Here is a 23,868-nt window from a genome sequence, read left to right as displayed (position 1 = left end):
CTGCTAACGCTGGATGGCTTGCCTTCCGGCGTGCACCTCATCGCCGTTCAACCCGCTCCAGCAAGGAGGCTTGCGCCATGTTCGAGGCCATTACCCGCCTGTTCAACAAGCCAGAAACCGCCCTGTCCAACAACGACCCCAAGCTGGCCGTCGCTGCGCTGCTGGTGCATCTGGCCGCCGTCGACGGGCAGATGAAGGATGAAGAACGCCAGGCGATCAAAACCGCGCTGATGGATCATTATGACATGGACGAGCCGTCCGTGGACAAGCTGATCAAGGAAGCGGCGCTGCGCGATGCCGAGGCGGTGGATTTTTACAAATTCACCTCGTCGATCACCCAGCTCGAAATGGATGACCGTATCGAAATCATCCGCATGATGTGGCTGGTGGTGTTTGCCGACAAGAACAATCACGAGCTTGAAGACAATCTGGTCTGGCGCATTGCCGAACTGATTGGCGTCTCGAGCCGTGACCGCACCATTTTGCGCAATCAGATCGGCAAGGCCGAAAAGGCCTGATCCGCCCCGCTGCTACCAGGCGGTGAATTTTCCAATCGTTTCGATCTCGTCCTTGTCGCAGTCGAACGTGCCGGATTTATCGGCCGCCTCGCGCGCCAGCACATTGGCATCGGCATTGGCTACCGCGTCCACATAGGCGATGTGGCAGGTATTGCCCTCGACCAGTTGCGTGACGACCAGCACCTTCCCCTTGTCCTCGCCCGTTTCAGGATCGGCGGTGTGATAGCGCACAATGGTCGCCACCGGCATCCAGCGGCCCAGCGCATTGGACAGCCGCCATTCCAGCTTTGCCCCGATAGTGTTGAACGGCGACAGCGTCTGGCCATCGCCCATTTTGGCGCCAAAACCATAGATCAGCGAGTAGCGCAGGTCGCCTTCGGTCACCATCAGGGGATAGCCCTTATAGCCCGGACAGGCCCAGACGACGCCGAAATCGTCGGCGTCGAGCACCAGGCACTCATCGAGATTGATGTCGGTATAGGCGCTGTTAAAGGCGGCATAGGCGGGGGTCGCGAGGCCAAGAACGGCGATGGAAGCGGCGAGCAACAGTTTCATCCGGCATTTCTCCGCAAGGGTGAACCGTTCTGATCGCAAAGCCAGATCGGCAGCAAAATGGGAAACTGGCTTGCCTTTGCGGCCGGTGTTGGGCACAACGCAGCCACTTTATCGTCTCCCCCGATGAACGAGATTTACAGCCAAAATGAACATCGACGCCATCCCAACCGGTAAGAACCCACCCGACGACCTCAATGTCATCATCGAAGTTCCGATGGGCGGCGAGCCGATCAAGTACGAAATCGACAAGGCATCGGGCGCGCTTTTCGTCGACCGCTTCCTCTATACGCCGATGCGTTACCCCGGCAATTACGGCTTCGTGCCCCATACGCTGTGCGGCGACGGCGACCCGCTCGACGTCATCGTGATGAACTCGCGTCCACTGGTGCCCGGCGCCGTGGTGCGCTGCCGCCCGGTCGGCGTGCTGTTTATGGAAGACGATGGTGGCCAGGACGAAAAGATCCTTGCCGTGCCCGTCCAGAAGCTGACCCGCATGTATGATGCCATCAAGGACATCGGCGACATGCAGGAAATCCAGGTCGAACGCGTCAAGCACTTCTTCACCCACTACAAGGATCTCGAGCCCGGCAAGTGGGCCAAGATTTCCCATGTCGGCGGCTATGAGGACGCCAAGAAGGTGATTCTCGACTCCATCGAACTGCACAACAAGTCCAAGTAAGCCAATCTGCGTCGCGCCCTGCCCGTTCATCCGGGCAGCGCGCGGCGCCTGCCTCATCCTCGCCGCATCGGGCCGCCACGATCGGCCAACCGATGACGGAGGCCTTATGAGATTCGCCCTTGCCGCCCTGGCCCTGCTGATGGTCCCCACCATGACCCACGCTCAGGACCGCCTCGACGACGCCACCATCCAGCAGATTTTGGACGACCGCATCGTCCGCGATGAGCAGAGCGTCGGCATTGCCACCGCCATTATCGAAAACGGCCAGACCCGCTTTGTCTCAAGCGGCAGCTTTGGGCTGGACGATCCCCGCAAGATCGACGAGCACACCATTTTTGAAGCGGGCTCGATCACCAAGCTTTTTACCACCCTCATTCTGGCGCAACTGGCGCTTGATGGCAGCGTCGACCTCGATGCGCCCATCGTGCAGTATCTGCCCGAAGGCACCGTGCTGCCCGAATACGACGGCAAGCAGATCACCGCATTTGATCTGGCCACCCATAGTTCGGGTCTGCCCGCCATTCCCACCGACCTGCCCGACAGTCTCGACAACCCCTACAAAAACTATGACGCCAAGGCACTCTATGCCTTTCTGGCCGATTATAAGCTGACCCGGCCGATCGGGGAGAAGTTCCAGTATTCCAATCTCGGCTTTGGCCTGCTTGGGCAAGCGCTGGAGCATGTGACCGGCAAGCCTTATGCCGAACTGGTGGAGCAGCGGATATTTGCGCCCCTCGGCATGACGGAGTCAGCGGTCGGCACGCCACCCGGTCTGGAGGATCGGCTGACACCGGGCCACGACGCCGAGCGCAATGCCGTCAGCAACTGGGATTTTGATGTCTTTGCGCCGACCGGGGCGATCCGCAGCTCGGCCGCCGATCTGGGTAAATTCATCGCCGCCGCCAGCGGCGCCACCCAGACCGACCTCGCGCCCGCCTTTGCCAAAATGCTGGAACGTACGCGTCCCACCGATAGCCCCGGCGGCAAGATCGGACTGGGCTGGATCATCGCGCAGGGCGGCGACGATGCCATCATCTGGCACAACGGCCAAACCAACGGCTATCGCAGCTTCACCGGCTATGACCCGGCCAGCAAAAATGCCGTGGTCGTTTTGTCCAACGTCTCGGGCAATTTCGGCATCGAGGATATCGGCATGCACATCCTCGACCCAAGCCTGCCGATGGCGCAAATCCCGGCGCCGCGCGTCGCCGTCGAAATCGATCCGGCGCTGCTCCAGAACTATGCCGGCACTTATGTGCTTGGCCCCGAATTTACCATGGAAATCACCACTGAGGATAACAAGCTGTTTGCCCAGCTGACCGGGCAGGACCCGTTTGAAGTCTTCCCCGAAAGCGACACCGAATTTTTCTACAAGGTGGTCGATGCGCAGCTGACCTTCGAGACAGGCCCCGATGGCGCGGCCACCGGCCTTGTGCTGCATCAGAACGGTCTCGACATTCCCGGCAGCAAGCGCTGACACCGCTTTCGTGATTTGCGCCCGGGCCTGACCGGGCGCAGCCTCTCCTTTCAACTCGGGAGAGTGATCATGAAAATCTTGCTGATGATCGTCGGCCTCGTCCTGCTGGGCTTTGGCGTGCTGTGGACCCTGCAGGGCGCCAATGTGATGGCGGGCAGCGCCATGTCCGGGCAGAGCCAGTGGCTCTATATCGGCATCTTGGTCGGTCTGGCGGGGATCGCCACACTGTGGTGGACCTATCGCCACCAGAATTAGCGACCCCATCCCATGCGGGCCAGCAGGCGATCCCGCTTGACGAACTGGTGATAAAGCGCCGCGCCGATATGGCCGATCAACAACACGATCAGCAGCCAGGCCAGAATGGCATGGACCGTGAAGGGCGGCGCCAGCTCAAAATTGGGCAGCGGCAACGGCGCTGCGCCAAACAGCTGCAGATTGGCTCCGGTCGAAATCACCGTGGCAAGACCGCTCGACACCAGCACCAAAACGACCACGTAAAGCCCGTAATGCACCACATGGGACGCCAGCGCCTGTGCGCGCGACATGCCCACCTGATCGGCGGGGCGGCGGTCGATAAACACCCACCAGATGATGCGGAACAGCGTCAGCACCCCGATCACGCTGCCCATCACGGCATGGCCGCGTAGCAGCGCAAATTCGGTCTGTGGATCACTCGTATTGCCGGCGGACAGCCCGCTGATCAACATGCCCAGGATCGCCAAAGCGGTCAGCCAGTGGATGGTGATGGCGACGCTACCATAACGGGTTGAACTGCTTTTGAGCGACATGGCGACTCCTTGCGGTACAGCTTCCGAAGTCATATAAATAGCACACTATCTATTTAAATAGCAAGCTATGTATATGGCCCTGACGCGCGAGACTTCCGCCGGCTACATGACCAACTGGGCGGCCCGCCTGTTCACCCACCAACTGGAGCGGCGCCTGACGCCGAGTGGCATTGCGCCCGCCTATATGCCGGTAATCTTTGCCCTGGCCGATGGCAGCAGCATGACACAAAAAGAGCTGGCGCATCGCGCCGCCGTCGAACAACCCACCATGGCCGCAACCCTCAAGCGCATGGAACGCGACGGCATGATAACCCGCCGCACCGCGCCCGAGGACAAGCGCAGCGCGCTGGTGGCGCTGACGCCGCTGGCCCTGGGCAAGGTGGCAACGGTCGAGGCGGTCGTGGCCGGCATCAACGCTCTGGCGCTCGCCCCGCTACAGCTTGGCGAGCGCGCCCAGTTCTTGCGCCTGATGCAGCGCGTGATCGACGGGTTGCAGTCCCATGAGGACGCCGCCCACCACCGCTAGACCTCAGTCGGGGCGCTTGGCGTAGGTGGCCACGATATTGCCCTTGCTGGTCTGCTGGCTGGATTTGAGCACCAGCCGGGTGCGCGGATCATCGGGCAGGAACAGGTGCCGTCCCCTGCCGCCAATCACAGGGTGAATGATCAGCGTCATCTCATCCATCAGCCCGGCCAGCAGCAATTGGCGCACCAGCGACATGCCGCCCATGGCCGCAATCGTGCCGCCCTGCTGCGCCTTGAGATCGGTCACAAAGCTGGTCAGATCACCATCGATCAAAGTGGCATTGCTCCAGGCCAGTGGCCCGCTCAGCGTGTCGGAGGCGACAAATTTGGGCACATTATTGATGAAGCCCGCGAAATCGCCGTCCTGGGTGGCATTGGGCCAATAGCTCGCCCACTGCTCATAACCGACGCGGCCCATCAGCACCGTATCGACATCGGCCATGGTGGCGCCGAGCAGCGCACCCAATTCGGCGTCAAAACTGTCGTATTGAAACTCGTTGGGCGCTTCGGCAACGCCATCAATCGAATAGAACAGTCCGGCTGTGACATTACGCATAGGCTTCTCCCAAATATTTCGACCGCGGCGCGCGGGCCATCTGACAACACGACGAATGGCAGGGGAAGTGTTCGACATTGCGGCGCAACAATTTTGTTTCGCCCATGCTGAATGCCCGGTGAGCCAATGGCTTCCGGGTGACAACGAGCGGAGCCCCGAGGCGGCTTTCGCCTCTGGTAAGATAAAAAAGTGAGACGCAAACCGCCTCGGGGCGCCGGGTCTTTACTCGGAAGGCGGATTGCCGCCGGGCATCGGCCGTAGCCCATGCCCCAACGCGCATCCACACAGCCCAGGGCGAAGCGCGACCTTCCCCCTCCCGGCAGTCTTGCCGGACACCGGTCGCTGCAGCGCCGCTCGTATCCCGGAAAGATGGGGGCCAGTATGGAGCAGCTTTTGCCCGCGAGGATAAGATCGTATTTTAGTTCTGGCGCGGCGGCTGCTCCAGCTGCGCCCGCAGCGCCGCAACATCGCCGCGCAACGCCTTGAGCTCGCCCAGCACCAGCGCACTTTCATTCTGCAGCGCCTGCCGGTCGGCGGAAGCTGTGGCCTCGGTCTCCTCCTGCATGGCCGAAACGATGACACCGATAAACAGGTTGAGCACCGCATAGGTCGAGAGCAGCAGGAACGGGATGAAAAACAGCCAGGCCAACGGATAGGTTTCCATGATCGGCCGCACGATCCCCGACGACCAGGAATCGAGCGTCATCATCTGGAACAGCGTATAAAACGAGGCTGAAAGACTGCCGAACCAGTCCGGATGGCTGGCGCCAAACAGGTTCGTGGCCATCACCGCCGCCACGTAAAACAGCATCAGCATCAACACCATGATCGAGCCCATGCCCGGCAGCGCGGCGATCAACCCGCCCACCACCCGGCGCAGCGACGGCATCACCGAAATCAGCCGCAGGATGCGCAAAATCCGCAAGGCGCGCAGCACCTGGAACGGCCCCGAGGCGGGAATGAGCGCCACGACCACAATGCTGAGATCAAACAGGCTCCACGGATCGCGGAAGAAGCGCGGCCCGAAGGCATAGATGCGCAGGGTGATCTCGACGACGAAAATGCCCAGGATCGCCATATCCAGCGCCTTCAGCAACGGCCCGAACCGCGCCACCATCCCCGCATCGGTCTCAAGCCCCAGCACGATGGAATTGACCAGGATCACCCCAATGATCACCCGCTCCCACTGGCTTGAACTCAAGATTCCCACGAGTTTCTGACGCATAGACCGGCCCCCTGCTGTTGCGGGGAGGCAAAGGGCAAAGCAGGGGATTCGTCAACCGGCGTGTTTTTGGGGGGGTGGGGAGGTTCTGGAGCAAACCACGGGCTCCCGTCGCCCCGTTGCGGGCTTGCAGCCATTCCGCAGGGCAAATCGCTCCAATGGAGCGCCCTGAGGTGAACTCCTAAGGTCCATTTCCCCACCGGGTCATTCCGGCGCAGGCCGGAATCCATGCTGAAGGTCATCCACGGTCTGGATGTTGCGGCCCGAGCGGCCAAGCCCACGTGAGGCACTGGCTTGGCACGTAGCAGTGGCATAGATGTTCCATTCTTATGCAATTTGCATATGCACCAGTAACAGAGGTTTCTTTTATGAGACCACTTTCTTACGTTCGCTTGTCAAATTTTGATTTGCAGATTTTTTGCGCCTTCGGGCCGCCTACAGAAGTACAGTACTGGGGACTATTATGAGCGTCGTTTACACTGTGGGATACGAAGGAACCGACATAGATCAGTTCGTTGCGACCCTCAAAGCAGTGGGCGTGCGCCGGCTTGCTGATGTCAGAGCGATCGCCCTCTCCCGGAAAAAGGGTTTCTCCAAAAAATCGCTTTCAGCGAGGCTCGAAGCCGAAGGTATTGAATACATTCACTACGTCGATCTTGGCGATCCAAAGCCAGGCAGAGAAGCAGCTCGAGCTGGCTTGTTTGATGAATTTCGTTCGATATACTCAACTCATCTAAATTCAACTGCCGCAAGGGCGGCACTTGAGCTTTTGGTAGTTGCTGCTGGAGAAAAGCCTACGTGCTTGCTATGCTTCGAACGCGATCCAAAAACATGCCACCGATCGCTGGTTGCGCAAGCTATGCAAGATTTCGAAACTCTTCATTTGTTTGCAGATGATCCCCAGCGATACATCCGGAACGCTGCAAAAATGCCGAGTTACCATACTCGTGAAGGCGTTGCCGCAGCGTAGCGCCAAGCACGGCGAGACGGTCTGTTGCGCTGGTGTAACTCCCGAAGGCTATTTTAAGCGACTATACCCAGTTCGGTTTAGACATCTGAAAGAAGGAAATGCGTTCAAGAGATGGGATTTTGTAGATTTCAGCTATGGACCTCCACCTCACGACAATAGGCGCGAGAGCTGTCGCGTATATGAGGACAGCATTTCTGTGGGCAAAGAGATGCCTAAGTCGGAACGCTCCAAGCTATTAAATCCACTTGTTATGCCTTCGGTCGAGCAGGCGGCGGCGAGAGGTAATTCGTTAGCGCTGGTCCGCCCGAAACTTCCAAAATTTATCTATAAGAAGAAGACCGTCGATCAACTGGAAGAAGAGCGCGCATCTTACAAACTTGCGGCTGCTCAGACTTCTTTCTTCGACGAAGACCTAGCGGCCCTCGAACCAACACCGTACGAATTTCGGTTCAAATTCCAAGACGCAGACAGCGCGCACAACTTTTCAAACGGTGATTGGGAAGCGCACGCTATGTATTTTGCTGGCCGGAAACGCGGCATGTCAGAAGCGGAGGTACTCGATTGGATGGACCACACATTCAATGTGGAGTACCCGCAGCGTGGGATGTTATTCGCGGTCGGAAATCAGGCTAAAAGACCCCAAACGTGGCAGCTACTTGGCGTTCTGAGAGTGGATGCAACTGAGCAAGAGGCTTTTAATTTTTGATCTGTTGAATTGAAGAAAGGCCCGGAGTTTGCTCCGGGCCTTCTTGTTTTTCGACCGACCAAGGCCCCCTCACCCGGCGCTGCGCGCCGACCTCTCCCCCGAAGGGAGAGGTGAAGGAAGGGATGCCGCGTTAACCGAGGTGCGCCAATACCGCCAAGAGCAGCAGCGCCACGATATTGGTGATCTTGATCATGGGGTTCACGGCAGGGCCTGCCGTGTCCTTGTAGGGGTCGCCGACGGTGTCGCCGGTGACGGAGGCTTTGTGGGCGTCGCTGCCCTTGTGGTGGACGACGCCGTGGCTGTCGGTGAAACCATCTTCAAAGCTCTTTTTGGCGTTATCCCAGGCGCCGCCGCCGGCGGTCATCGAGATGGCGACAAACAGCCCGGTGACGATGACGCCCATCAGCATGGCGCCGAGCGCCGAAAAGCCTGCGGCGGGACCGGCGATCCAGTTGATCAGGAAGAACACCACGATGGGCGACAGCACCGGCAGCAGCGAAGGCACGATCATTTCGCGAATGGCAGCCTTGGTCAGCATATCGACGGCCCGCGCATAGTCGGGCTTGGACGTGCCGGCCATAATGCCGGGATCGGCCTTGAACTGACGACGAACCTCGACCACCACTGACTGGGCAGCGCGGCCCACGGCGGTCATCGACATGCCACCAAAGAGGAACGGCAGCAGGCCACCAAACAGCAGACCCACCACGACATAAGGGTCGGCCAGCGAGAAGGTGAGCGTGCCCATGCCCTTAAAGATGGCCGGAGCGTCGGGCAGGTTGGCAAAGTAGATCAGGTCCTGCGTATAGGCGGCAAACAGCACCAATGCGCCCAGACCCGCCGAACCGATGGCATAGCCCTTGGTGACGGCCTTGGTGGTATTGCCCACCGCGTCGAGCGCGTCGGTATTGTGCCGCACCGATGCATCGAGCCCGGCCATTTCGGCAATGCCGCCGGCATTGTCGGTGACGGGACCGAACGCGTCGAGCGCCACGACGATACCGGCAAGCGCCAGCATGGTCGCCACGGCAAAGGCGATGCCGAACAGGCCCGCCAGATTATAGGTGACGATAATGCCGGCAATGATGACCAGAGCCGGCAGGGCTGTCGATTCCAGCGAGACGGCGAGGCCCTGGATGACGTTGGTGCCATGGCCGGTGACCGAGGCTTCGGCGATGGAATTGACCGGGCGCCGATTGGTGCCGGTGTAATATTCGGTGATGACGATGATCAGCCCGGTAATCACCAGACCCGCTGCGCCGCACCAGAACAGGCTCCATGGGGTAAACGTCTTGTCGGTGGCCGCAATGACGACATTGAGATCGCCAAACACCAGCCACAGCACCGGCAGCAGCACGATCAGCGACAGCACGCCGGTGGCGATAATGCCCTTGTAGAGCGCGCCCATGATGTTGTTGGAGGCGCCGAGCTTGACGAAATAGGTGCCGATGATCGAGGTGACGACGCAGGCGCCGCCAATGGCCAGCGGCAGCACCATGCCGATCAGCTTGAACTGTTCGGGCAGGATGATGGCGGCCAGCACCATGGTGGCAACGATGGTGACCACATAGGTTTCAAACAGATCAGCCGCCATGCCGGCACAGTCGCCGACATTGTCGCCCACGTTATCGGCAATAGTGGCCGGGTTACGCGGATCGTCTTCGGGAATACCGGCTTCGACCTTGCCCACCATATCGCCGCCGACATCGGCACCCTTGGTGAAGATGCCGCCGCCGAGACGGGCAAAGATCGAGATCAGCGAGGCGCCAAACGACAGCGCTACCAGCGCATCGATCACGGTGCGGCTGGTGGGGGCAAAGCCGAGGAACTGGGTCAGCACGATGAAATAGAGCGTGACGCCGAGCAGGCCCAGCCCCGCCACCAGCATGCCGGTGACCGCGCCCGACTTGAAGGCCAGATCGAGCCCCCTGGCGAGCGAGCCGATGGCCGCCTGTGCCACGCGGACATTGGCCCGCACCGACACGTTCATGCCGATAAAGCCGGCCGCGCCACTCAGCACCGCGCCGAGCAGGAAGCCGATGGCGGCATAAATGCCGAGCAGGAAATAGGCCGCGATCAGGATCACGACGCCCACGATGGCGATCGTGGTGTATTGCCGCTTGAGATAGGCCGATGCACCCTCACGCACCGCCGCCGAAATCTCCTGCATCCGCGCCGAGCCGGCATCAGCCGCCAGCAATTGCCGCGTGGTGATCACGCCATAAACGATAGACAGACCGCCACACACGACGATCAGCCAAAGTGCCAAAGTCATAGAATAGTCCCTCTAGATTGCCTCCAGGGGATCCACGCAAACCGTGGCGGGTCTCCTCCAACCCGTCGCGGGCTGCTCTCGTCGGAGCCCCCTCCAGCGCCGAGATTAGCGCGATTGCCTGGTTAAGCAATGGAAAATGCGTTGTTTTGTCGCAGGAGGGGGCAGAGGTGTTTCAGGCGGCGTAGCGGGCTGCCGGACGGGCCAGCGAGAGGAATGGCTGTAGCGCTGTGCGCGCACTGGCCCATGTGTCATAGGCCGAAACCGCTTCGAGCGAGGGAATGGTCACGAGTTCGCGGCGGTCAAACCCGGTCAGGGCCGCATCGACCAGATCGGCGGTTTCCATGACGGCTTCGGGCGGCAGATTGGCACCACCGGCAATCATCGGCGTGCGCGTATAGCCGGGCAACACGGCCTGCACCTGCACGCCGTTTGGCGACAGTTCGAGATCGAGCGACAGGGTGAGATTGAGCACATAGGCCTTGGACGCGCCATAAGCGGCGGTGCGCGGCGTATCGAGGAACGCCATGGCCGAGGCGAGATTGATGATGCCACCGCGCTTGCGGGCAGAAAAGGCGGCCCCAGCGGCCGCGGCCAGCCGGGTCAGCGCCACGACATTGACGGTCAGCATATCGGTGAGGGCGTCGGCAGCAACTTCAGTCAGCGGACCGTTGGCGGCAAGGCCGGCATTGTTGACCAACAGCGTCAGGCTCGCATCGTCGCGCAACCGCGCTTCGACGGCAGCAATGCCGGCGCTATCGGCCAGATCGGCCACCAGCACATCGACGCGACGGTCGGTCTGGGCGGTGAGGCTTTCGGCCAGCAGCGTCAGGTTGGCGGCGTTGCGGCCAACCAGCACCAGATCATAGCCGCGCTGGGCCAGCTTTTCGGCATAGACCGCGCCAATGCCGGACGATGCGCCGGTGACCAATGCTGTGCCGGGGAGAAGGGGGGACGTCATCATACACTCCATAAATCAGAGCGGGCTCGCGTCCCGCTTTGTTTATATGATGATCGTAATTTATAACGGCAAGGTCTCAGCGCGAATTTGTTCGGGCGGCTTTTCCAGCTGCTGCAAGCAGGTCTTTTGAGAGTTCCGGGGTGACCACCGTGCGCGACAGGATCAGCCCACCGATCAGCGTCGACAGCGCGCCCATGGCCTGTTCGCGGCGGTCGGCCTCGGTTGTGCCCGACATCATTGGCAGCAGCAGGTCGAGATAGCCTTCCACCCCGCCCTCAAAGCTGGCCTTGAGCTTGTCGCTGCCGCGCGCTGCATCGCTGGCCAGCGCCGCCAGCACGCAGCCATCGGCAAGGTCATCGCGATGGGTGGCCGACAGATAGACATCGACGAGATCATCGAGCGGTTGCGGCGCGTCGGTCACCCGCGCCTTGAGGCGTTCGGTGGTCTGGAGCAGCGCATGGGTCGCCGCCTCTGCCGCCAGATCATCCTTGGAGCCGAAATTGGCGTAGAACCCGCCATGGGTGAGGCCGGCCGCCTTCATCAGATCGGCAACGCCAATGCCGTCAAAGCCATGCGCGCGGAACTGCTCGCCGGCCACGTCAACGACATGGGCGCGGTTCTTGCTGGCCTGTTCGCGGGACACTTTCATGGCAAGGCTCCTCAATGATGCTACCCATCATATAAGAGATCCCGGCCGTCACTGTAAGATCGTCAGATCCGGTTCGCCGACAATGGCGATGGTTTTGAGCCGGGCGGTTTCGCCGCTGACGACGCTGACCGCCGATTTGGGCACGCCCAGCGCCTTGGCCAGCAGCGCCACCACCGCCGCATTGGCCTTCCCCTTGTCGGGCACCGCCTTGACGCGCAGCCGCAGCACGGCAGTGCCATCGTCGCGGGTTTCAACGCCCTCGATGACATCGCGGCCCGCATTGGGGGTGACCCGAACAAAAAGGCTCAGCCCCGTGGGGCTGAGCCCATAGCAGGCGCTCATGCTGCCAATACCTTAAGGCATGTAGGCATAGCCATAGCGCACGATGAGCTGCTGGATAAAGAAGATTCCCAGGAACAGGATGATCGGCGAAATATCGAGCCCCGAGAAATTCGGCATGACCCGGCGGATCGGATTGAGCAGCGGCTCGGTCAACTGATTGACGATGCGCCACACGGCGGCAACGAACTGGTTGCGCGTGTTAATCACATTGAACGAGATCAGCCAGCTCATGATGATCATGATCAGCAGAACCCACCAATAGAGCTGGAGGATGACCATGATCACGTCGAGTACGGCCTTCATTGCAGTCTCCCTATTTGCGCTGATTTATCTAATGGCTGACGCGCCCGGCGGCAAGGGCGGCCTATAGACATGAGGGCCCCGCTCCGGTCGCACGGAACGAGGCCCCAATGACTGACATCCGGGACGCAATACAAACTCCGGACACCGACATCATTGCAACTGCCGTGCCAAGTGGGGGTGTGCCGGAAATCGGGCGGCAGAGATTAAGGTGTCGTGAATTTTCGCGTTTTGCGAGGCTGGGCTGCATCGCAGAATGCGAGGGGCGTTGCATTTTGCGAGACGAGCATCGGCTCCGTCGTCCCCTCTCCCCTGAGGGGAGAGGGTCAGGGTGAGGGGTTCAGAGCTTGTGGGAGTCTCGGTGTCGCCACCAGCATTGAACCCCTCACCCGCCGCTTCGCGTCGACCTCTCCCCTCAGGGGCGAGGTGAAAAAGAGGCGATCAAACCTTGGCCTTGCTCGGCTTCCAGAACGCGACCTTGAGCAGGTAGAGCACGATGACCAAGCCCAGAACGATATAGCTCAGCGGGTCGAGCACGACTTCGATCATCTCGTAGTGTTCGTGAAGGATATAGCCGGCCATGGTGAGGAAGATGTTCCAGATCAGGGCGCCGGTGGTCGAGGCGGCGAGGAACACGGGCAGGCTCATGCGCGACAGGCCTGCCGGAATGGAAATCAGCGTGCGGATCAGCGGGATCAGGCGGCCGAACAGCACGATGATGGGCCCGAAACGGGTGAACCAGCCGACGGCCAGGTCGATTTCGTCGGCATTGAAAGCCATGACGCGACCAAAGCGGTCGGCGAGGTAGCGGACACGGTCGAGCCCGAACAGGCGACCGGCATAATACCAAGGCAACATGCCCACTACGGCGCCGATGGTGGCGGCAGCCAGCACGCCGAAGAGGTTGAGATCACCATTGGCGGCGGCATAGCCGGCAAACGGGATGATCAGCTCGGACGGGATCGGGGGGAAAATCGATTCCGCCAGCATGACGAGAAAGATACCCAGATAGCCGAGTTCGGAAATGGTCTGGATAATCCAATCAGTCATGCGGTCATTCTCCTTGTGCGTTTGTCGGCAACATGGCGATCAAACCCCAACAAAGAGTAAGGGCCCCGACGTTTCCGTGGGGCCCTTTGATATTATGCGGACTTCGAGGCGCGGCTCATGCGCTTGCGATCATTTGGATCGAGCCACATCTTGCGCAGGCGGATCGACTTGGGGGTCACTTCCACATACTCGTCATCGGCGATGTAGCCGATCGACTGCTCGAGGGTCAGCTTCTTTGGCGTGGTCAGGCGAACCGCTTCGTCCTTGGACGTGGTGCGGATGTTGGTCAGCTGCTTGCCCTTGAGCGCGTTCACTTCAAGGTCGTTTTCGCGGCTGTGCTCGCCGATGATCATGCCTTCATAGATGTCGACGCCAGCGTCGATCATGATCGGGCCGCGATCTTCCAGGTTCCACAGCGCGAAAGCAACGGACTGGCCGGTGCCGTTCGAGATCAGAACGCCGGTACGACGGCTGGCCAGCTCACCCTTGAACGGGGCAAAGTCGTGGAACAGACGGTTGAAGATGGCGGTGCCGCGCGTATCGCTCAGCAGTTCAGCCTGGTAGCCGATTAGCGAACGGGTTGGCACGAGCAGGCGGATACGGGTACGGCCAACGCCGGACGGGCGCATGTCGGTGAGTTCACCCTTGCGCTCGGTCAGCTTCTGCACGACCGCGCCGGTGTGCTCGTCATCAACGTCGATGATGACTTCTTCGATTGGCTCGAGCTTGACGCCGTTCTCTTCCTTGAACAGCACCTTCGGACGACCGATGGTGAGCTCAAAGCCTTCGCGGCGCATGTTTTCGATCAGAACCGCGAGCTGCAATTCGCCACGGCCAGCCACGTCATAGGAGTCGTTGTCGTCGCCTGGCGTCACCTTGATGGCGACGTTGCCTTCGGCTTCGCGCATCAGGCGTTCACGGATAACGCGCGACTGCACCTTGTCGCCTTCGCGACCGGCCAGCGGGCCGTCATTGATGCGGAAGGTCACCGACAGGGTTGGCGGATCAATCGGCTTGGATGGGATTGGGGTCATGTTCTGTGGCACCGAAATGGTGTCGGCCACAGTGGTGGTTTCAAGACCTGCAATAGCGACGATGTCGCCCGCCACGCCTTCGTCAATCGGGGTACGCTCAAGGCCACGGAAGGCCAGAACCTTGGAGACGCGGCCCTTTTCGACGATCTTGCCATCACGGTTGAGCGTGTGGATCGCTTCGCCGGCCTTGACCGAACCGGAGAAAATGCGGCCGGTCAGAATACGACCGAGGAAAGGATTGCGCTCGATGGTGGTGACCAGCATGCGGAACGGGCCGGTTTCGACCTTTGGCTCTGGAACGTGCTCGATGACCTTGTCCAGCAGTGGTGCCAGGCTTTCGCGCGCGCCATCGGGCTCATTGGCCATCCAGCCGAGCTTGGCAGCGCCGTACAGCACTGGGAAGTCGAGCTGTTCCGGGGTCGCGTCGAGCGCGATGAACAGGTCAAAGATTTCTTCGAGAACTTCGAGGTGACGCTCGTCGGACTTGTCGATCTTGTTAATCGCAACGATGGGACGAAGGCCCTGGGCCAAAGCCTTACCAAGCACGAACTTGGTCTGAGGCATCGGGCCTTCGGCCGCGTCGACCAGCAGAACCACACCGTCAACCATCGACAGGATGCGCTCGACTTCACCGCCGAAGTCGGCGTGGCCGGGGGTGTCGACGATATTGATGCGGGTGTCTTTCCAAAGCAGCGACGTGACCTTGGCCAGAATGGTGATGCCGCGCTCGCGCTCGATATCGTTGCTGTCCATGGCGCGTTCTTCAACGCGTTCATTTTCACGGAAGGAGCCGGACTGCTTGAGCAGCACGTCGATCAGCGTGGTCTTGCCGTGGTCAACGTGGGCGATAATGGCGATATTGCGCAAGGACATAAGGGATAGTGCCTCTGGTGGCATGATCCCAAAAAAAGGCCCCGGAAGTGGTTCGGAGCGCGGCTTGGCTGAAATCATGCGGAAACATGAACGCCAGCCGCAATAGGGGCAGGCTGGCGCATTTGCGCGGCTATTACAGCATCAAAGCCAAATCGACAAGCGCCCGAGACGCAGAGGTGGGTTGCAAAGCCACGATTGTGTCGCGTTTGGTTACTCGCTGGCGCGCCGAAATACCCACGATTAGCAAAAAAACGCAATCGCCGCGTCCCCGGAGAGAACGCGGCGATCACACACACAACCTGGGAGGCGAACCACAGGTCGATTAGAGGGATCAGGCGAGGAACGGCGTCGCGGCAGCGAGCACGGCGCTCTTGCTCAGTGGCTTGTCAAAGGCACTGTCCCAGCCGATCTTGAGGCCGATGCGGCGGACTTCGGCAGCGTGGCGGGCTTCGACCGAATGGATCTGCAGCGCCACGGTGAGGATTTCGCCCGAGCCGATCAGATTGCCGGCCTGGCCCTTGTAAGCAGCCACACCCAGATCTTCGAACGTCTGGCTGAGGGCCAGGAACGTGTCGAAGTTGGAGAACACGTCGGCATATTTGCCACCGGCGGTAAAATCGACGGCAGGCGCCGCGACCGCTGCCGAACCGAGCACGCCCTTGAGCAGTTTGACATGGGCGTCTTCGTGCTGGCCGATGGTCTTGAACACAGTGCGATATTTCGACGGGATCAGGCCACGCGCCTTGTTGCCCTGCGCATAGAACGCGGCTTCAAGATATTCGAGGGTCAGCGCGAAATTGAGCACATCCTCGATCTTTTTGGGCAGCGACTGGCCAAAGGCCTGGTTGGAGGCCAGCGCCAGCACCAGCGGCGCGCTGGTCAGAATACCGGCGGCCTTGGCGTATTTGGTGAAGATGTCGCGACGGCTGGCCACGATGGTATCGGCCAGTTCGGGTTCGATATCGTGCAGAATGGGGTTCTGGTTGGTCATGATGACGATCCTTACGGCAGGGTTGCAGCGGTGACGGGCGTCACGATGAACGGCGCGGCGGCCTTGAGCACCTTGGACGGCAGCAAAGCGCCATCGAGGCCCTTGGCATCGACATTGCCGCGACCGACGGACTCGGCGCTGTAAGGCCGGATCAGATCGGCAATGGCGGCAGCATGGCGCGCTTCGATTGACACAATCGAGCCGGCGGCAACCAGATAGGCGGGGTTGGAAATCAGCTGGCCGGCGCCATTATAGGCGGCGACGCCAAGGTTTTCGAACACATCGGCCGTGCCCAGCACGCTGCTGCGGCTGGAGAAGTTGACGGCCGAGAAATCGACTTCAAGGCCGGGGATGGCATTGCGGCCAAGGGCCTTCTTGAGGAAGTCGCGATGGGCGATCTCGTGGTCGCGGATTTGCGTCAGGATGACCTGATCATTGGGCTCCATGCGGTTGAAGGGGGTTTTCAGCACCTGCGTGTAGAAAGCCGCCTCCAGCTGCTCGAGCGCATAGGCGTAATTGAGAACGCCGATATCGCCGTCGCCGAGTTCGGCACCAAGCGCCGCCGAAATACCGAAATTGGGCAGAAGCGAGCCTGCAACGGCAATGGTGGCGCCAGCGCCAGTCCATTTTAGCAGGTGACGCCGGGATAGGCTGAACGTGCTGGTCATGGTCGAATTCTCCCGTGGAGCTGTGCAACTAAGCAAAGCTACGGGATCGCCCGCCGGCAGGTTTCGGTCAGAACAGAGGCTTATGTGACAATGTGCGCGAAACTAAACCCGCGCCAGAACCGTACGCCCGCGTCAGGAGGCTTTTTTCTGGTTGAGGTGCGATTTGACGGCATCGGAATGCAGCAGATGCGCCAGAGCCGCTGGTGGCAGCGGCGGCGAGAACAGGAACCCCTGCACTTCCGAAGCGCCCTGCGCCCGCACCATATCGAGCTGTTCTTGGGTTTCGACGCCCTCGGCGGTCGTCGACATGCCCAGCGACTGACCCAGACCAATGACGGCCTTGATGATAGCCTGGCTATCCACCCGGCTGGTCAGATCGCGCATGAAGGAGCGGTCAATCTTGATCTTGTCGAAGGGGAAGCTTCGCAGATAGCTCAGCGATGAATAGCCGGTGCCGAAGTCATCGAGCGAGATGCGTACGCCAATGGCGCGCAATTCGTGCAGCACCTGCAGATTGGCGTCGTTTTCGGCCAGCAGCAGCGACTCGGTGATTTCCAGTTCCAGCCGCGTTGCCGGCAGGCGGGCATCGGCGAGCGCGGTTTTGACGGCGCTGAGCAGTTCGCGGCTCTTGAACTGCAACGAGGAGAGGTTGACCGCCACGCGGACATCGCCCGGCCAGGTCGCGGCGGTGCGGATCGCTTCGTGCAGCACCCATTCGCCGATGGCAACGATCAGCCCGGTTTCTTCGGCGATGGGGATAAATTCGGTGGGCGAAATGGTGCGCCCCTCGTGATCCCAGCGCAGCAGCGCCTCGACACAGGTGACGCGGTTTTCGTCCAGTCCCAGCAGCGGCTGATACATCAGGCGCAGTTCATTGCGCTGCAGCGCCAGCCGCAAGCCAGCTTCAATCGAGCGGCGTTGCTGGAGTTCTGCATCCATGCCCGATTCAAAGAAATGGTAGGTTGAGCGGCCTTCGCTCTTGGCCTTGTAGAGCGCCAGATCGGCATTTTTGACCAGGGTATCGGTCTTGACCCCGTCGCCCGGCCCCACCGCGATGCCGACGCTGGCGCCGATTTCGATCTGCTGGCCACCAATCACCATTGGTGTACCGATCGACTTGATGATGCGATCGGCAATCTTGGCGGCATCGCTGGCCGATTCAATAGGCCGCATCAGGAGCGCAAATTCGTCACCACCCAACCGCGCCAGAACATCAGTCTCGCGCGTCGTGCCCCATAGGCGGGCCGAGGCCTGCTTGATGACCTCGTCACCCACCGCATGGCCCAGCGTATCGTTGACCGCCTTGAAGTGGTCGAGGTCGATATAGAGCACGGCCGCCTTTTCGCCGCGGCTGAGCCCAGCTTCGGTTTTGGCCATCTGCTCCAGAAATTCGATACGGTTGGGCAGGTCGGTCAGCGCATCGTGCCGCGCCAGGTGGCGGATGCGCGCTTCGTTCTGGCGCTGCTCGGTAATGTCTTCATGGGTCGAGACCCAGCCGCCATCCTTCATGGGATGGTGCTGCATCATGATGGTACGATTGCCCAACTCATGGACGGTCTTGCCATATTCGCGGCGTGAGATCACGTCGCGACGCCAGGCGATATACTCCTCGCGTGTGCCGCCAGCGCTCATACCCTCATCAAACAGATGGCCAAGGATGCGTTCGAGCTGGGTGCCGGGCTTGAGCAGGTTGAGCGGAAGATTGTAAATCCGCGCATAGGGCTCGTTGCAGATGACCAACCGCCCCTTGGCGTCCATCATGCACAGGCCCTGGCTGATATTATTGACGGCGGCGTCGAGCCGGATGTTTTGCCGTTCCAGCTCCAGCTTGCGCTTCTGAACGACCTCGGTGCGCTTGATCTCGTCGGTAATGTCCTCGTGGGTGACCACCCAGCCAAGGCTGTCGGAATAGATATTGGCGGTTTCAATGGTCCGCCCGCCATGCACCACTTCGCGGCTGCGCGCCCGCTCGCCATCGCGATTGGCCAGCAGCTCGCTGGTATAGCTCTCGTAAAAGGCGCTGGCATCCTGCGACGCGTGGTTGCCCAGCTTGTGGGACAGCTGCACCACGTCTTCGAGCGTCATGCCCCGGCGTACGTCTTCGAGGGTGAAGCCATAGATGTCGCGCCAGTTTTTGTTCCACATCACCAGTCGGAACTGGGGGGACCAAACACAAAAGCCATAAGGGATGTTTTCGAGCGCAGCATCGAGCAGCACGGCCTCGGCCAACTCTCCAACGCTAACGGCGTCTTCTGCGCGCACTCGTTCTTCTCCAGTACCAATGCTTGGGCACGACGCTGGAGCGAACGCTAGACGTTACCCGTTAACGAGTATTTAAGCGGGATGGGTGATGGGCAACAAGTGACTGCCGCCCACCACGAATTCGCCAGATTTAGCCGCGTGCCTTGGCGTTACGGGCCGCCCAGGTCTTGAGACGCAGACCATTGAGGCGGATGAAGCCCTCGGCGTCCTTATGGTCGTAGGCGACTGCGCCTTCTTCGAAGGTCACCAGATCCATCGAATAGAGCGAGTATGGCGAGCTACGGGCGATGACATTGGCGCTGCCCTTATAGAGCTTCACCGTCACGTCGCCGGTCACATATTCCTGGCTCTTGTCGATCAGGGCCTGCAGCATTTCGCGCTCTGGCGAGAACCAGAAGCCATTATAGATCAGCTCGGCATACTTTGGCATCAGCTCATCCTTGAGGTGAGCTTCACCACGGTCGAGCGTGATCGATTCGATGCCGCGATGGGCGACCAGAATGATCGAGCCACCGGGGGTCTCGTAAAGACCGCGCGACTTCATGCCGACGAACCGGTTTTCAACCAGATCGAGACGGCCGACGCCATGCTTGCCGCCCAGCTCGTTGAGCTTGGTCAGCAATTCGGCGGGCGACAGCTTTTCGCCATTGATCGAGACCGGGTCACCCTTTTCAAAACCGATGACGATGATTTCGGCTTCGTTTGGTGCGTCTTCCGGATTGACCGTGCGCTGCGCGACATAGTCTGGCGCCGGCACGGCTGGATCTTCCAGCACCATGCCCTCCGACGAGGTGTGCAGCAGGTTTGCGTCGACCGAGAACGGGGCTTCGCCGCGCTTGTCCTTGGCAATCGGGATCTGGTTGCGCTCGGCATAGTCGAGCAGCTGGGTGCGGCTGCGCAGGTCCCATTCGCGCCATGGCGCGATGACCTTGATCGAGGGATCGAGCGCATTGGCGGTCAGTTCGAACCGAACCTGGTCATTGCCCTTGCCGGTCGCGCCATGGGAAATGGCATCGGCGCCGGTTTCCTGGGCGATTTCGACCAGACGCTTGGCGATCAGTGGACGGGCAATCGAGGTGCCGAGCAGGTACTGGCCTTCATATACCGTATTGGCGCGGAACATCGGGAACACGAAGTCGCGCACGAACTCTTCGCGCAGGTCCTCGATGCGGATATCCTTGATGCCGAACATTTCGGCCTTCTTGCGCGCGGGCTCGAGCTCTTCGCCCTGCCCCAGATCGGCGGTGAAGGTCACCACTTCGCAATTGTAGGTTTCCTGCAACCACTTGAGAATGATCGAGGTGTCGAGCCCGCCCGAATAGGCCAGCACGACCTTCTTGATGTCTTTTGCCACGAGATTTAAGTCCCCAGAACTAGTATGCCGACAGGATAAGCCAGACGCCACGCAACAATCTTGCGATTCCTTCACATTGGCGGAACTTTCTGGCAGAATATGCCAATAGTTTATTGATAGGCCGCACTTCATGCCAGAAACACTGGATGCCATTGACCGCCGTATCTTGCGCTCCCTGCAGCGCAATGGCCGCATCTCCAACGTTGAGCTGGCCAATGAAGTGGGGCTCTCCCCCTCCCCCTGCCTGCGTCGGGTAAAGCTGCTCGAAGAAAGCGGCGTCATTGGCCAATATGTCGCCGTGCTCAACGGCCCGCTTGTCGGGCTGGGGCTGACGGTGTTCGTGCGCGTCTGGTTCAAGACGCAGGACGCCGCCATTACCCAGCAATTTGCCGAAACCGTGCGCAAATTCCCCGAGGTGGTCGAGTGCTATCTGACCACTGGCGAATGCGACGCGATCATGCGAGTTGTTACAGCAGATCTGCATGCCTATTGGCGCTTCCAGTCCGACCACCTGACCCGCATTCCCAGCGTGCAAAGCGTCAAGACGGATGTGCCGATGGAAACCATCAAGAAAAGCAACGAGCTGCCGATTTAGGCGGACGATCGCGCTGGAGTAGACTATGGCCTTTCTTCCCGATCTGTCGGTTATGCTGACCTTTGCCGTCGCCGCGCTGGTGCTGGCGATCACCCCGGGCCCCGATATGGCGCTGTTTATCTCGCGCACCATCAACTGGGGGCGCAGCCATGGCTTTGCGACGGTGCTGGGCGCGCTGACCGGCATTGCGGTCCACACGATGCTGGTGGCCTTTGGTATTTCGGTGCTGATCGTTGCCGCCCCTGCTGCCTTCTGGGCCCTCAAGATCGTTGGCGCGCTCTACCTGATCTGGCTGGCCATTCAGGCGATCCGCGATAGCGGCAGCATGCTGGTGCCCAAGGCCGGCGGCAAACAGCCCAGCTTTGCGCAAAGCTACATGACCGGGCTGGGCATCAACCTGACCAATCCCAAGGTCGCGCTGTTTTTCGTGACCTTCCTGCCCCAGTTCGTTTCGGCCGACGATCCGGCCGCCGCCAGCAAGCTGGTCTTCCTCGGCTTTGAATTCGTGCTGATCTCGCTGCCGATTGTCATCGGCATCGTGCTCTTCGCCGAATGGCTGACCAAAACGCTGCAGACAAACAAATGGGTGGCCAAAGCGCTCAACTGGAGCTTTGCTGCGGTGTTCTTGGCGTTCGCGGCAACTATTCTGCTGGCCGAAGGTCGCAAGTAGGAACGTTTCGCCGATCCATTCGTTTGCCTCGCTCTAAAACAAGGGGCAATCCATGGACGTCGTTCGCATCATCTTGTCGGTGATCATCCCGCCAGTTGGCGTTTTCCTGCAGGTCGGCCTGGGCCTGCAATTCTGGCTCAATATCCTGCTGACCCTGCTGGGGTATTTTCCGGGCCTGATCCACGCTGTCTGGGTGATCACGCGGAAGTAGGATGCCACCGAACAGGTCCCCTCGCCCCTCAGAGGAGAGGGCTAGGGTGAGGGGTCACAAGGCGCGATATCTCTCAGCTTGGCATCATTGCCATGCTGATGGGGGGTGGATGCTGAAGCACTGCACCCCTCACCCGACGCTGACGCGTCGACCTCTCCCCTGAGGGGCGAGGTGAAAAGAGGGAACAATCCTACCCAGCCAGTGCTTCGCGGTCTTTCTTGCTCAGGCGTTCGCTTTCGCTCTTGAGCTGGCCGCAGGCGGCGAAGATATCGCGGCCGCGGGGGGTGCGGACGGGGCTGGCATAGCCGGCCTTGTTGACGATGTCGGCAAAGCGTTCGATGCGCGACGACGGCGAGGTGCCATAGTTGGCGCCGGGCCAGGGGTTGAACGGGATGAGGTTGATCTTGGCCGGAATGCCAGCCAGCAACCGCACCAGTTCGCGCGCTTCGGCATCGCTGTCATTGATGCCGTCGAGCATCACATATTCAAAAGTGATGCGGCGGGCGTTCGACACGCCCGGATAGGTGCGGCAGGCTTCGAGCAATTCCTCGAGCGGCCACTTCTTGTTGATCGGCACCAGCACGTCGCGCAGATCATTGTTGGTGGCATGCAGCGAAATGGCCAGCATGACGTCGATCTCGCGACCAGTCGGCTCGATGAAGGGCACGACGCCCGAAGTCGAGAGCGTGATGCGGCGCTTGGACAGGCTCATGCCGTCGCCAGCCGAAGCGATCAGCAGCGCCTGCTTGACGTTGTCATAGTTATAGAGCGGCTCGCCCATGCCCATCATCACGATATTGGTGATGGCGCGGGTGCCCTCGGCCGGCACAAGGCCGCCATCGTCGGGACGCGAACCGCCGGGGAAATCACCGAGACGCTCGCGCGCCATCAGGATCTGGCCAAGAATTTCGCCAGCCGTCAGGTTGCGGACCAGCTTTTGCGTGCCGGTATGGCAGAACGAGCAGGTCAGCGTGCAACCAACCTGGGAAGAGACGCAGAGCGTGCCGCGATCCTGCTCGGGAATATAGACGGTTTCGACTTCAACCGGCGGGTAGTTCGGATTTGCCGGATCGCGGAAGCGGAACAGCCATTTGCGCGTGCCATCGGTCGACACCTGTTCGGTGACGATTTCCGGGCGGTCGAGATTGAACGTATCGCTGAGCCGCTGACGCACGGGCTTGGCCACATTGGTCATGCGCTCGAAATCGGTGGTGCCATTGACATAGAGCCAGTTCCACAACTGGTTGGCGCGCATGCGCGCCTCTTTGTCGGAAGCGATACCGGCTGTGGTCAGCGCCTCGGCCAGCTGTGGCTTGCTGAGGCCGATCAGCGACGGCCGGCTGGTCGCAGCAGGGCGAAGGGCGGTCGAATGGTCAAGGTTCAGCGCAATGCTCATGGCGTGGCGAAAGGTCCGGAAACTGCGGGAGTGGCGCGGCCAATAGCATATGGGGAGAGTTTAGGCAAAGTCACGCTAGCGGGAGGCCGATGTGCGCCAGGTGCGGAGCGCCCTTCACCTCGCCCTGAGGGGAGAGGTCGGCGCGTCAGCGCCGGGTGAGGGGTTCAGACGTGGTGCTTAAGCCGAGGGGCCTTCACCCCTCACCCTAGCCCTCTCCCCTGAGGGGCGAGGGGACCGATCGCGG

Annotated in this window: 26 protein-coding genes and 1 pseudogene; 11 read left to right on the top strand and 16 right to left on the bottom strand. The window is 60.5% G+C overall.

Translation table 11 applies throughout. The annotated features are described in order from the left end of the window. The first annotated feature begins 77 nt into the window (after positions 1-77). Positions 78-518 carry a tellurite resistance TerB family protein gene (locus tag ABIE28_RS19390; RefSeq protein WP_354065816.1) on the top strand — a complete coding sequence of 147 codons (441 nt, stop codon included), beginning with the start codon at positions 78-80 and terminating at the stop codon, positions 516-518. Between the two features lie 12 nt (positions 519-530). Here ABIE28_RS19390 and ABIE28_RS19385 read toward each other — a convergent pair whose 3' ends face one another. Then, entirely contained in the window at positions 531-1,073 is a 543-nt protein-coding gene (locus tag ABIE28_RS19385; protein ID WP_354065815.1) for a hypothetical protein, read from the bottom strand. Positions 1,074-1,218: 145 nt separating this feature from the next. Between ABIE28_RS19385 and ppa the strand changes: the two genes are divergently transcribed. From ppa to ABIE28_RS19370, 3 genes are all read left to right on the top strand, one after another. Continuing rightward, a complete protein-coding gene (gene ppa, locus ABIE28_RS19380) occupies positions 1,219-1,752 on the top strand; it encodes an inorganic diphosphatase (RefSeq protein ID WP_354065813.1) in 534 nt (177 codons plus the stop codon). 106 nt (positions 1,753-1,858) lie between these two features. Continuing rightward, positions 1,859-3,229, top strand: a complete 1,371-nt coding sequence (locus ABIE28_RS19375; RefSeq protein WP_354065811.1) for a serine hydrolase — start codon at positions 1,859-1,861, stop codon at positions 3,227-3,229. 69 nt (positions 3,230-3,298) lie between these two features. After that, on the top strand, positions 3,299-3,484 hold the full coding sequence (locus ABIE28_RS19370) for a hypothetical protein (protein ID WP_354065809.1): 186 nt from the start codon (positions 3,299-3,301) through the stop codon (positions 3,482-3,484). Here the strand turns inward: ABIE28_RS19370 and ABIE28_RS19365 are convergent. Beyond that, a complete protein-coding gene (locus ABIE28_RS19365) occupies positions 3,481-4,017 on the bottom strand; it encodes a cytochrome b (protein WP_354065808.1) in 537 nt (178 codons plus the stop codon). The genes ABIE28_RS19370 and ABIE28_RS19365 overlap by 4 nt on opposite strands. Positions 4,018-4,090: 73 nt before the next feature. Between ABIE28_RS19365 and ABIE28_RS19360 the strand changes: the two genes are divergently transcribed. Then, positions 4,091-4,543 carry a MarR family winged helix-turn-helix transcriptional regulator gene (locus ABIE28_RS19360; RefSeq protein WP_354065806.1) on the top strand — a complete coding sequence of 151 codons (453 nt, stop codon included), beginning with the start codon at positions 4,091-4,093 and terminating at the stop codon, positions 4,541-4,543. Between the two features lie 3 nt (positions 4,544-4,546). Here ABIE28_RS19360 and ABIE28_RS19355 read toward each other — a convergent pair whose 3' ends face one another. Next, positions 4,547-5,098, bottom strand: a complete 552-nt coding sequence (locus tag ABIE28_RS19355; protein ID WP_354065804.1) for a dihydrofolate reductase family protein — start codon at positions 5,096-5,098, stop codon at positions 4,547-4,549. Positions 5,099-5,516: 418 nt separating this feature from the next. Next, on the bottom strand, positions 5,517-6,323 hold the full coding sequence (locus tag ABIE28_RS19350) for an ion transporter (RefSeq protein WP_354065802.1): 807 nt from the start codon (positions 6,321-6,323) through the stop codon (positions 5,517-5,519). 460 nt (positions 6,324-6,783) lie between these two features. Between ABIE28_RS19350 and ABIE28_RS19345 the strand changes: the two genes are divergently transcribed. From ABIE28_RS19345 to ABIE28_RS19340, 3 genes and pseudogenes are all read left to right on the top strand, one after another. Next, on the top strand, positions 6,784-7,290 hold the full coding sequence (locus ABIE28_RS19345) for a DUF488 domain-containing protein (RefSeq protein WP_354065800.1): 507 nt from the start codon (positions 6,784-6,786) through the stop codon (positions 7,288-7,290). Next, a pseudogene (locus ABIE28_RS21170) lies at positions 7,214-7,462 on the top strand (DUF8758 domain-containing protein); the annotation flags it as partial. The gene ABIE28_RS19345 and the pseudogene ABIE28_RS21170, both read left to right, overlap by 77 nt. Before the next feature lie 24 nt (positions 7,463-7,486). Next, positions 7,487-7,996 carry a DUF8757 domain-containing protein gene (locus tag ABIE28_RS19340; protein WP_354065798.1) on the top strand — a complete coding sequence of 170 codons (510 nt, stop codon included), beginning with the start codon at positions 7,487-7,489 and terminating at the stop codon, positions 7,994-7,996. 130 nt (positions 7,997-8,126) lie between these two features. Here ABIE28_RS19340 and ABIE28_RS19335 read toward each other — a convergent pair whose 3' ends face one another. The 11 genes from ABIE28_RS19335 to ABIE28_RS19285 all read right to left on the bottom strand — a co-directional run bounded on the left by ABIE28_RS19335 (position 8,127) and on the right by ABIE28_RS19285 (position 20,752). Next, a complete protein-coding gene (locus ABIE28_RS19335; protein WP_354065796.1) occupies positions 8,127-10,271 on the bottom strand; it encodes a sodium-translocating pyrophosphatase in 2,145 nt (714 codons plus the stop codon). Positions 10,272-10,443: 172 nt separating this feature from the next. Beyond that, on the bottom strand, positions 10,444-11,229 hold the full coding sequence (locus ABIE28_RS19330; RefSeq protein ID WP_354065794.1) for an SDR family NAD(P)-dependent oxidoreductase: 786 nt from the start codon (positions 11,227-11,229) through the stop codon (positions 10,444-10,446). 76 nt (positions 11,230-11,305) lie between these two features. Continuing rightward, positions 11,306-11,878: a TetR/AcrR family transcriptional regulator gene (locus tag ABIE28_RS19325; RefSeq protein ID WP_354065792.1), complete on the bottom strand. Its 573-nt coding sequence runs from the start codon at positions 11,876-11,878 to the stop codon at positions 11,306-11,308. Positions 11,879-11,926: 48 nt separating this feature from the next. Continuing rightward, the gene (locus ABIE28_RS19320) at positions 11,927-12,220 is read right to left on the bottom strand and encodes a DUF167 family protein (protein ID WP_354065790.1); all 294 of its coding nucleotides are present in this window, start codon (positions 12,218-12,220) and stop codon (positions 11,927-11,929) included. A gap of 12 nt (positions 12,221-12,232) precedes the next feature. Then, complete coding sequence (locus ABIE28_RS19315; RefSeq protein WP_354065788.1) at positions 12,233-12,523, bottom strand: YggT family protein; 291 nt, start codon at positions 12,521-12,523, stop codon at positions 12,233-12,235. Positions 12,524-12,961: 438 nt separating this feature from the next. Continuing rightward, complete coding sequence (locus ABIE28_RS19310; RefSeq protein WP_354065786.1) at positions 12,962-13,570, bottom strand: DedA family protein; 609 nt, start codon at positions 13,568-13,570, stop codon at positions 12,962-12,964. 92 nt (positions 13,571-13,662) lie between these two features. Next, complete coding sequence (typA, locus tag ABIE28_RS19305) at positions 13,663-15,477, bottom strand: translational GTPase TypA (RefSeq protein ID WP_354065784.1); 1,815 nt, start codon at positions 15,475-15,477, stop codon at positions 13,663-13,665. 331 nt (positions 15,478-15,808) lie between these two features. Next, positions 15,809-16,468 (bottom strand): ferritin-like domain-containing protein, encoded by a 660-nt coding sequence (locus ABIE28_RS19300; protein WP_354065782.1) that lies wholly within the window; start codon positions 16,466-16,468, stop codon positions 15,809-15,811. A gap of 11 nt (positions 16,469-16,479) precedes the next feature. Further along, the gene (locus ABIE28_RS19295; protein WP_354065780.1) at positions 16,480-17,136 is read right to left on the bottom strand and encodes a ferritin-like domain-containing protein; all 657 of its coding nucleotides are present in this window, start codon (positions 17,134-17,136) and stop codon (positions 16,480-16,482) included. A gap of 132 nt (positions 17,137-17,268) precedes the next feature. Then, a complete protein-coding gene (locus ABIE28_RS19290) occupies positions 17,269-19,398 on the bottom strand; it encodes a putative bifunctional diguanylate cyclase/phosphodiesterase (RefSeq protein WP_354065778.1) in 2,130 nt (709 codons plus the stop codon). A gap of 130 nt (positions 19,399-19,528) precedes the next feature. Beyond that, on the bottom strand, positions 19,529-20,752 hold the full coding sequence (locus ABIE28_RS19285) for an argininosuccinate synthase (protein WP_354065776.1): 1,224 nt from the start codon (positions 20,750-20,752) through the stop codon (positions 19,529-19,531). Positions 20,753-20,882: 130 nt separating this feature from the next. On the opposite strand from ABIE28_RS19285, the gene ABIE28_RS19280 reads away from it, so the two are divergent. From ABIE28_RS19280 to ABIE28_RS19270, 3 genes are read left to right on the top strand one after another with little or no spacing between them, the layout of a single operon-like run. Next, complete coding sequence (locus tag ABIE28_RS19280) at positions 20,883-21,347, top strand: Lrp/AsnC family transcriptional regulator (protein WP_354065774.1); 465 nt, start codon at positions 20,883-20,885, stop codon at positions 21,345-21,347. Between the two features lie 25 nt (positions 21,348-21,372). Next, complete coding sequence (locus ABIE28_RS19275; protein ID WP_354065772.1) at positions 21,373-22,017, top strand: LysE family translocator; 645 nt, start codon at positions 21,373-21,375, stop codon at positions 22,015-22,017. A 52-nt stretch (positions 22,018-22,069) separates the two neighbouring features. Continuing rightward, on the top strand, positions 22,070-22,228 hold the full coding sequence (locus tag ABIE28_RS19270; protein WP_354065770.1) for a YqaE/Pmp3 family membrane protein: 159 nt from the start codon (positions 22,070-22,072) through the stop codon (positions 22,226-22,228). Positions 22,229-22,418: 190 nt separating this feature from the next. Here the strand turns inward: ABIE28_RS19270 and rlmN are convergent, their stop codons facing one another. After that, the gene (rlmN, locus tag ABIE28_RS19265) at positions 22,419-23,624 is read right to left on the bottom strand and encodes a dual-specificity RNA methyltransferase RlmN (protein WP_354065768.1); all 1,206 of its coding nucleotides are present in this window, start codon (positions 23,622-23,624) and stop codon (positions 22,419-22,421) included. Positions 23,625-23,868 lie beyond the last annotated feature (244 nt).

The sequence above is a fragment of the Devosia sp. 2618 genome, from assembly GCF_040546815.1.
In the GTDB taxonomy this organism is placed as follows: domain Bacteria; phylum Pseudomonadota; class Alphaproteobacteria; order Rhizobiales; family Devosiaceae; genus Devosia.
This window is presented reverse-complemented; position numbering and strand designations above follow the sequence as displayed.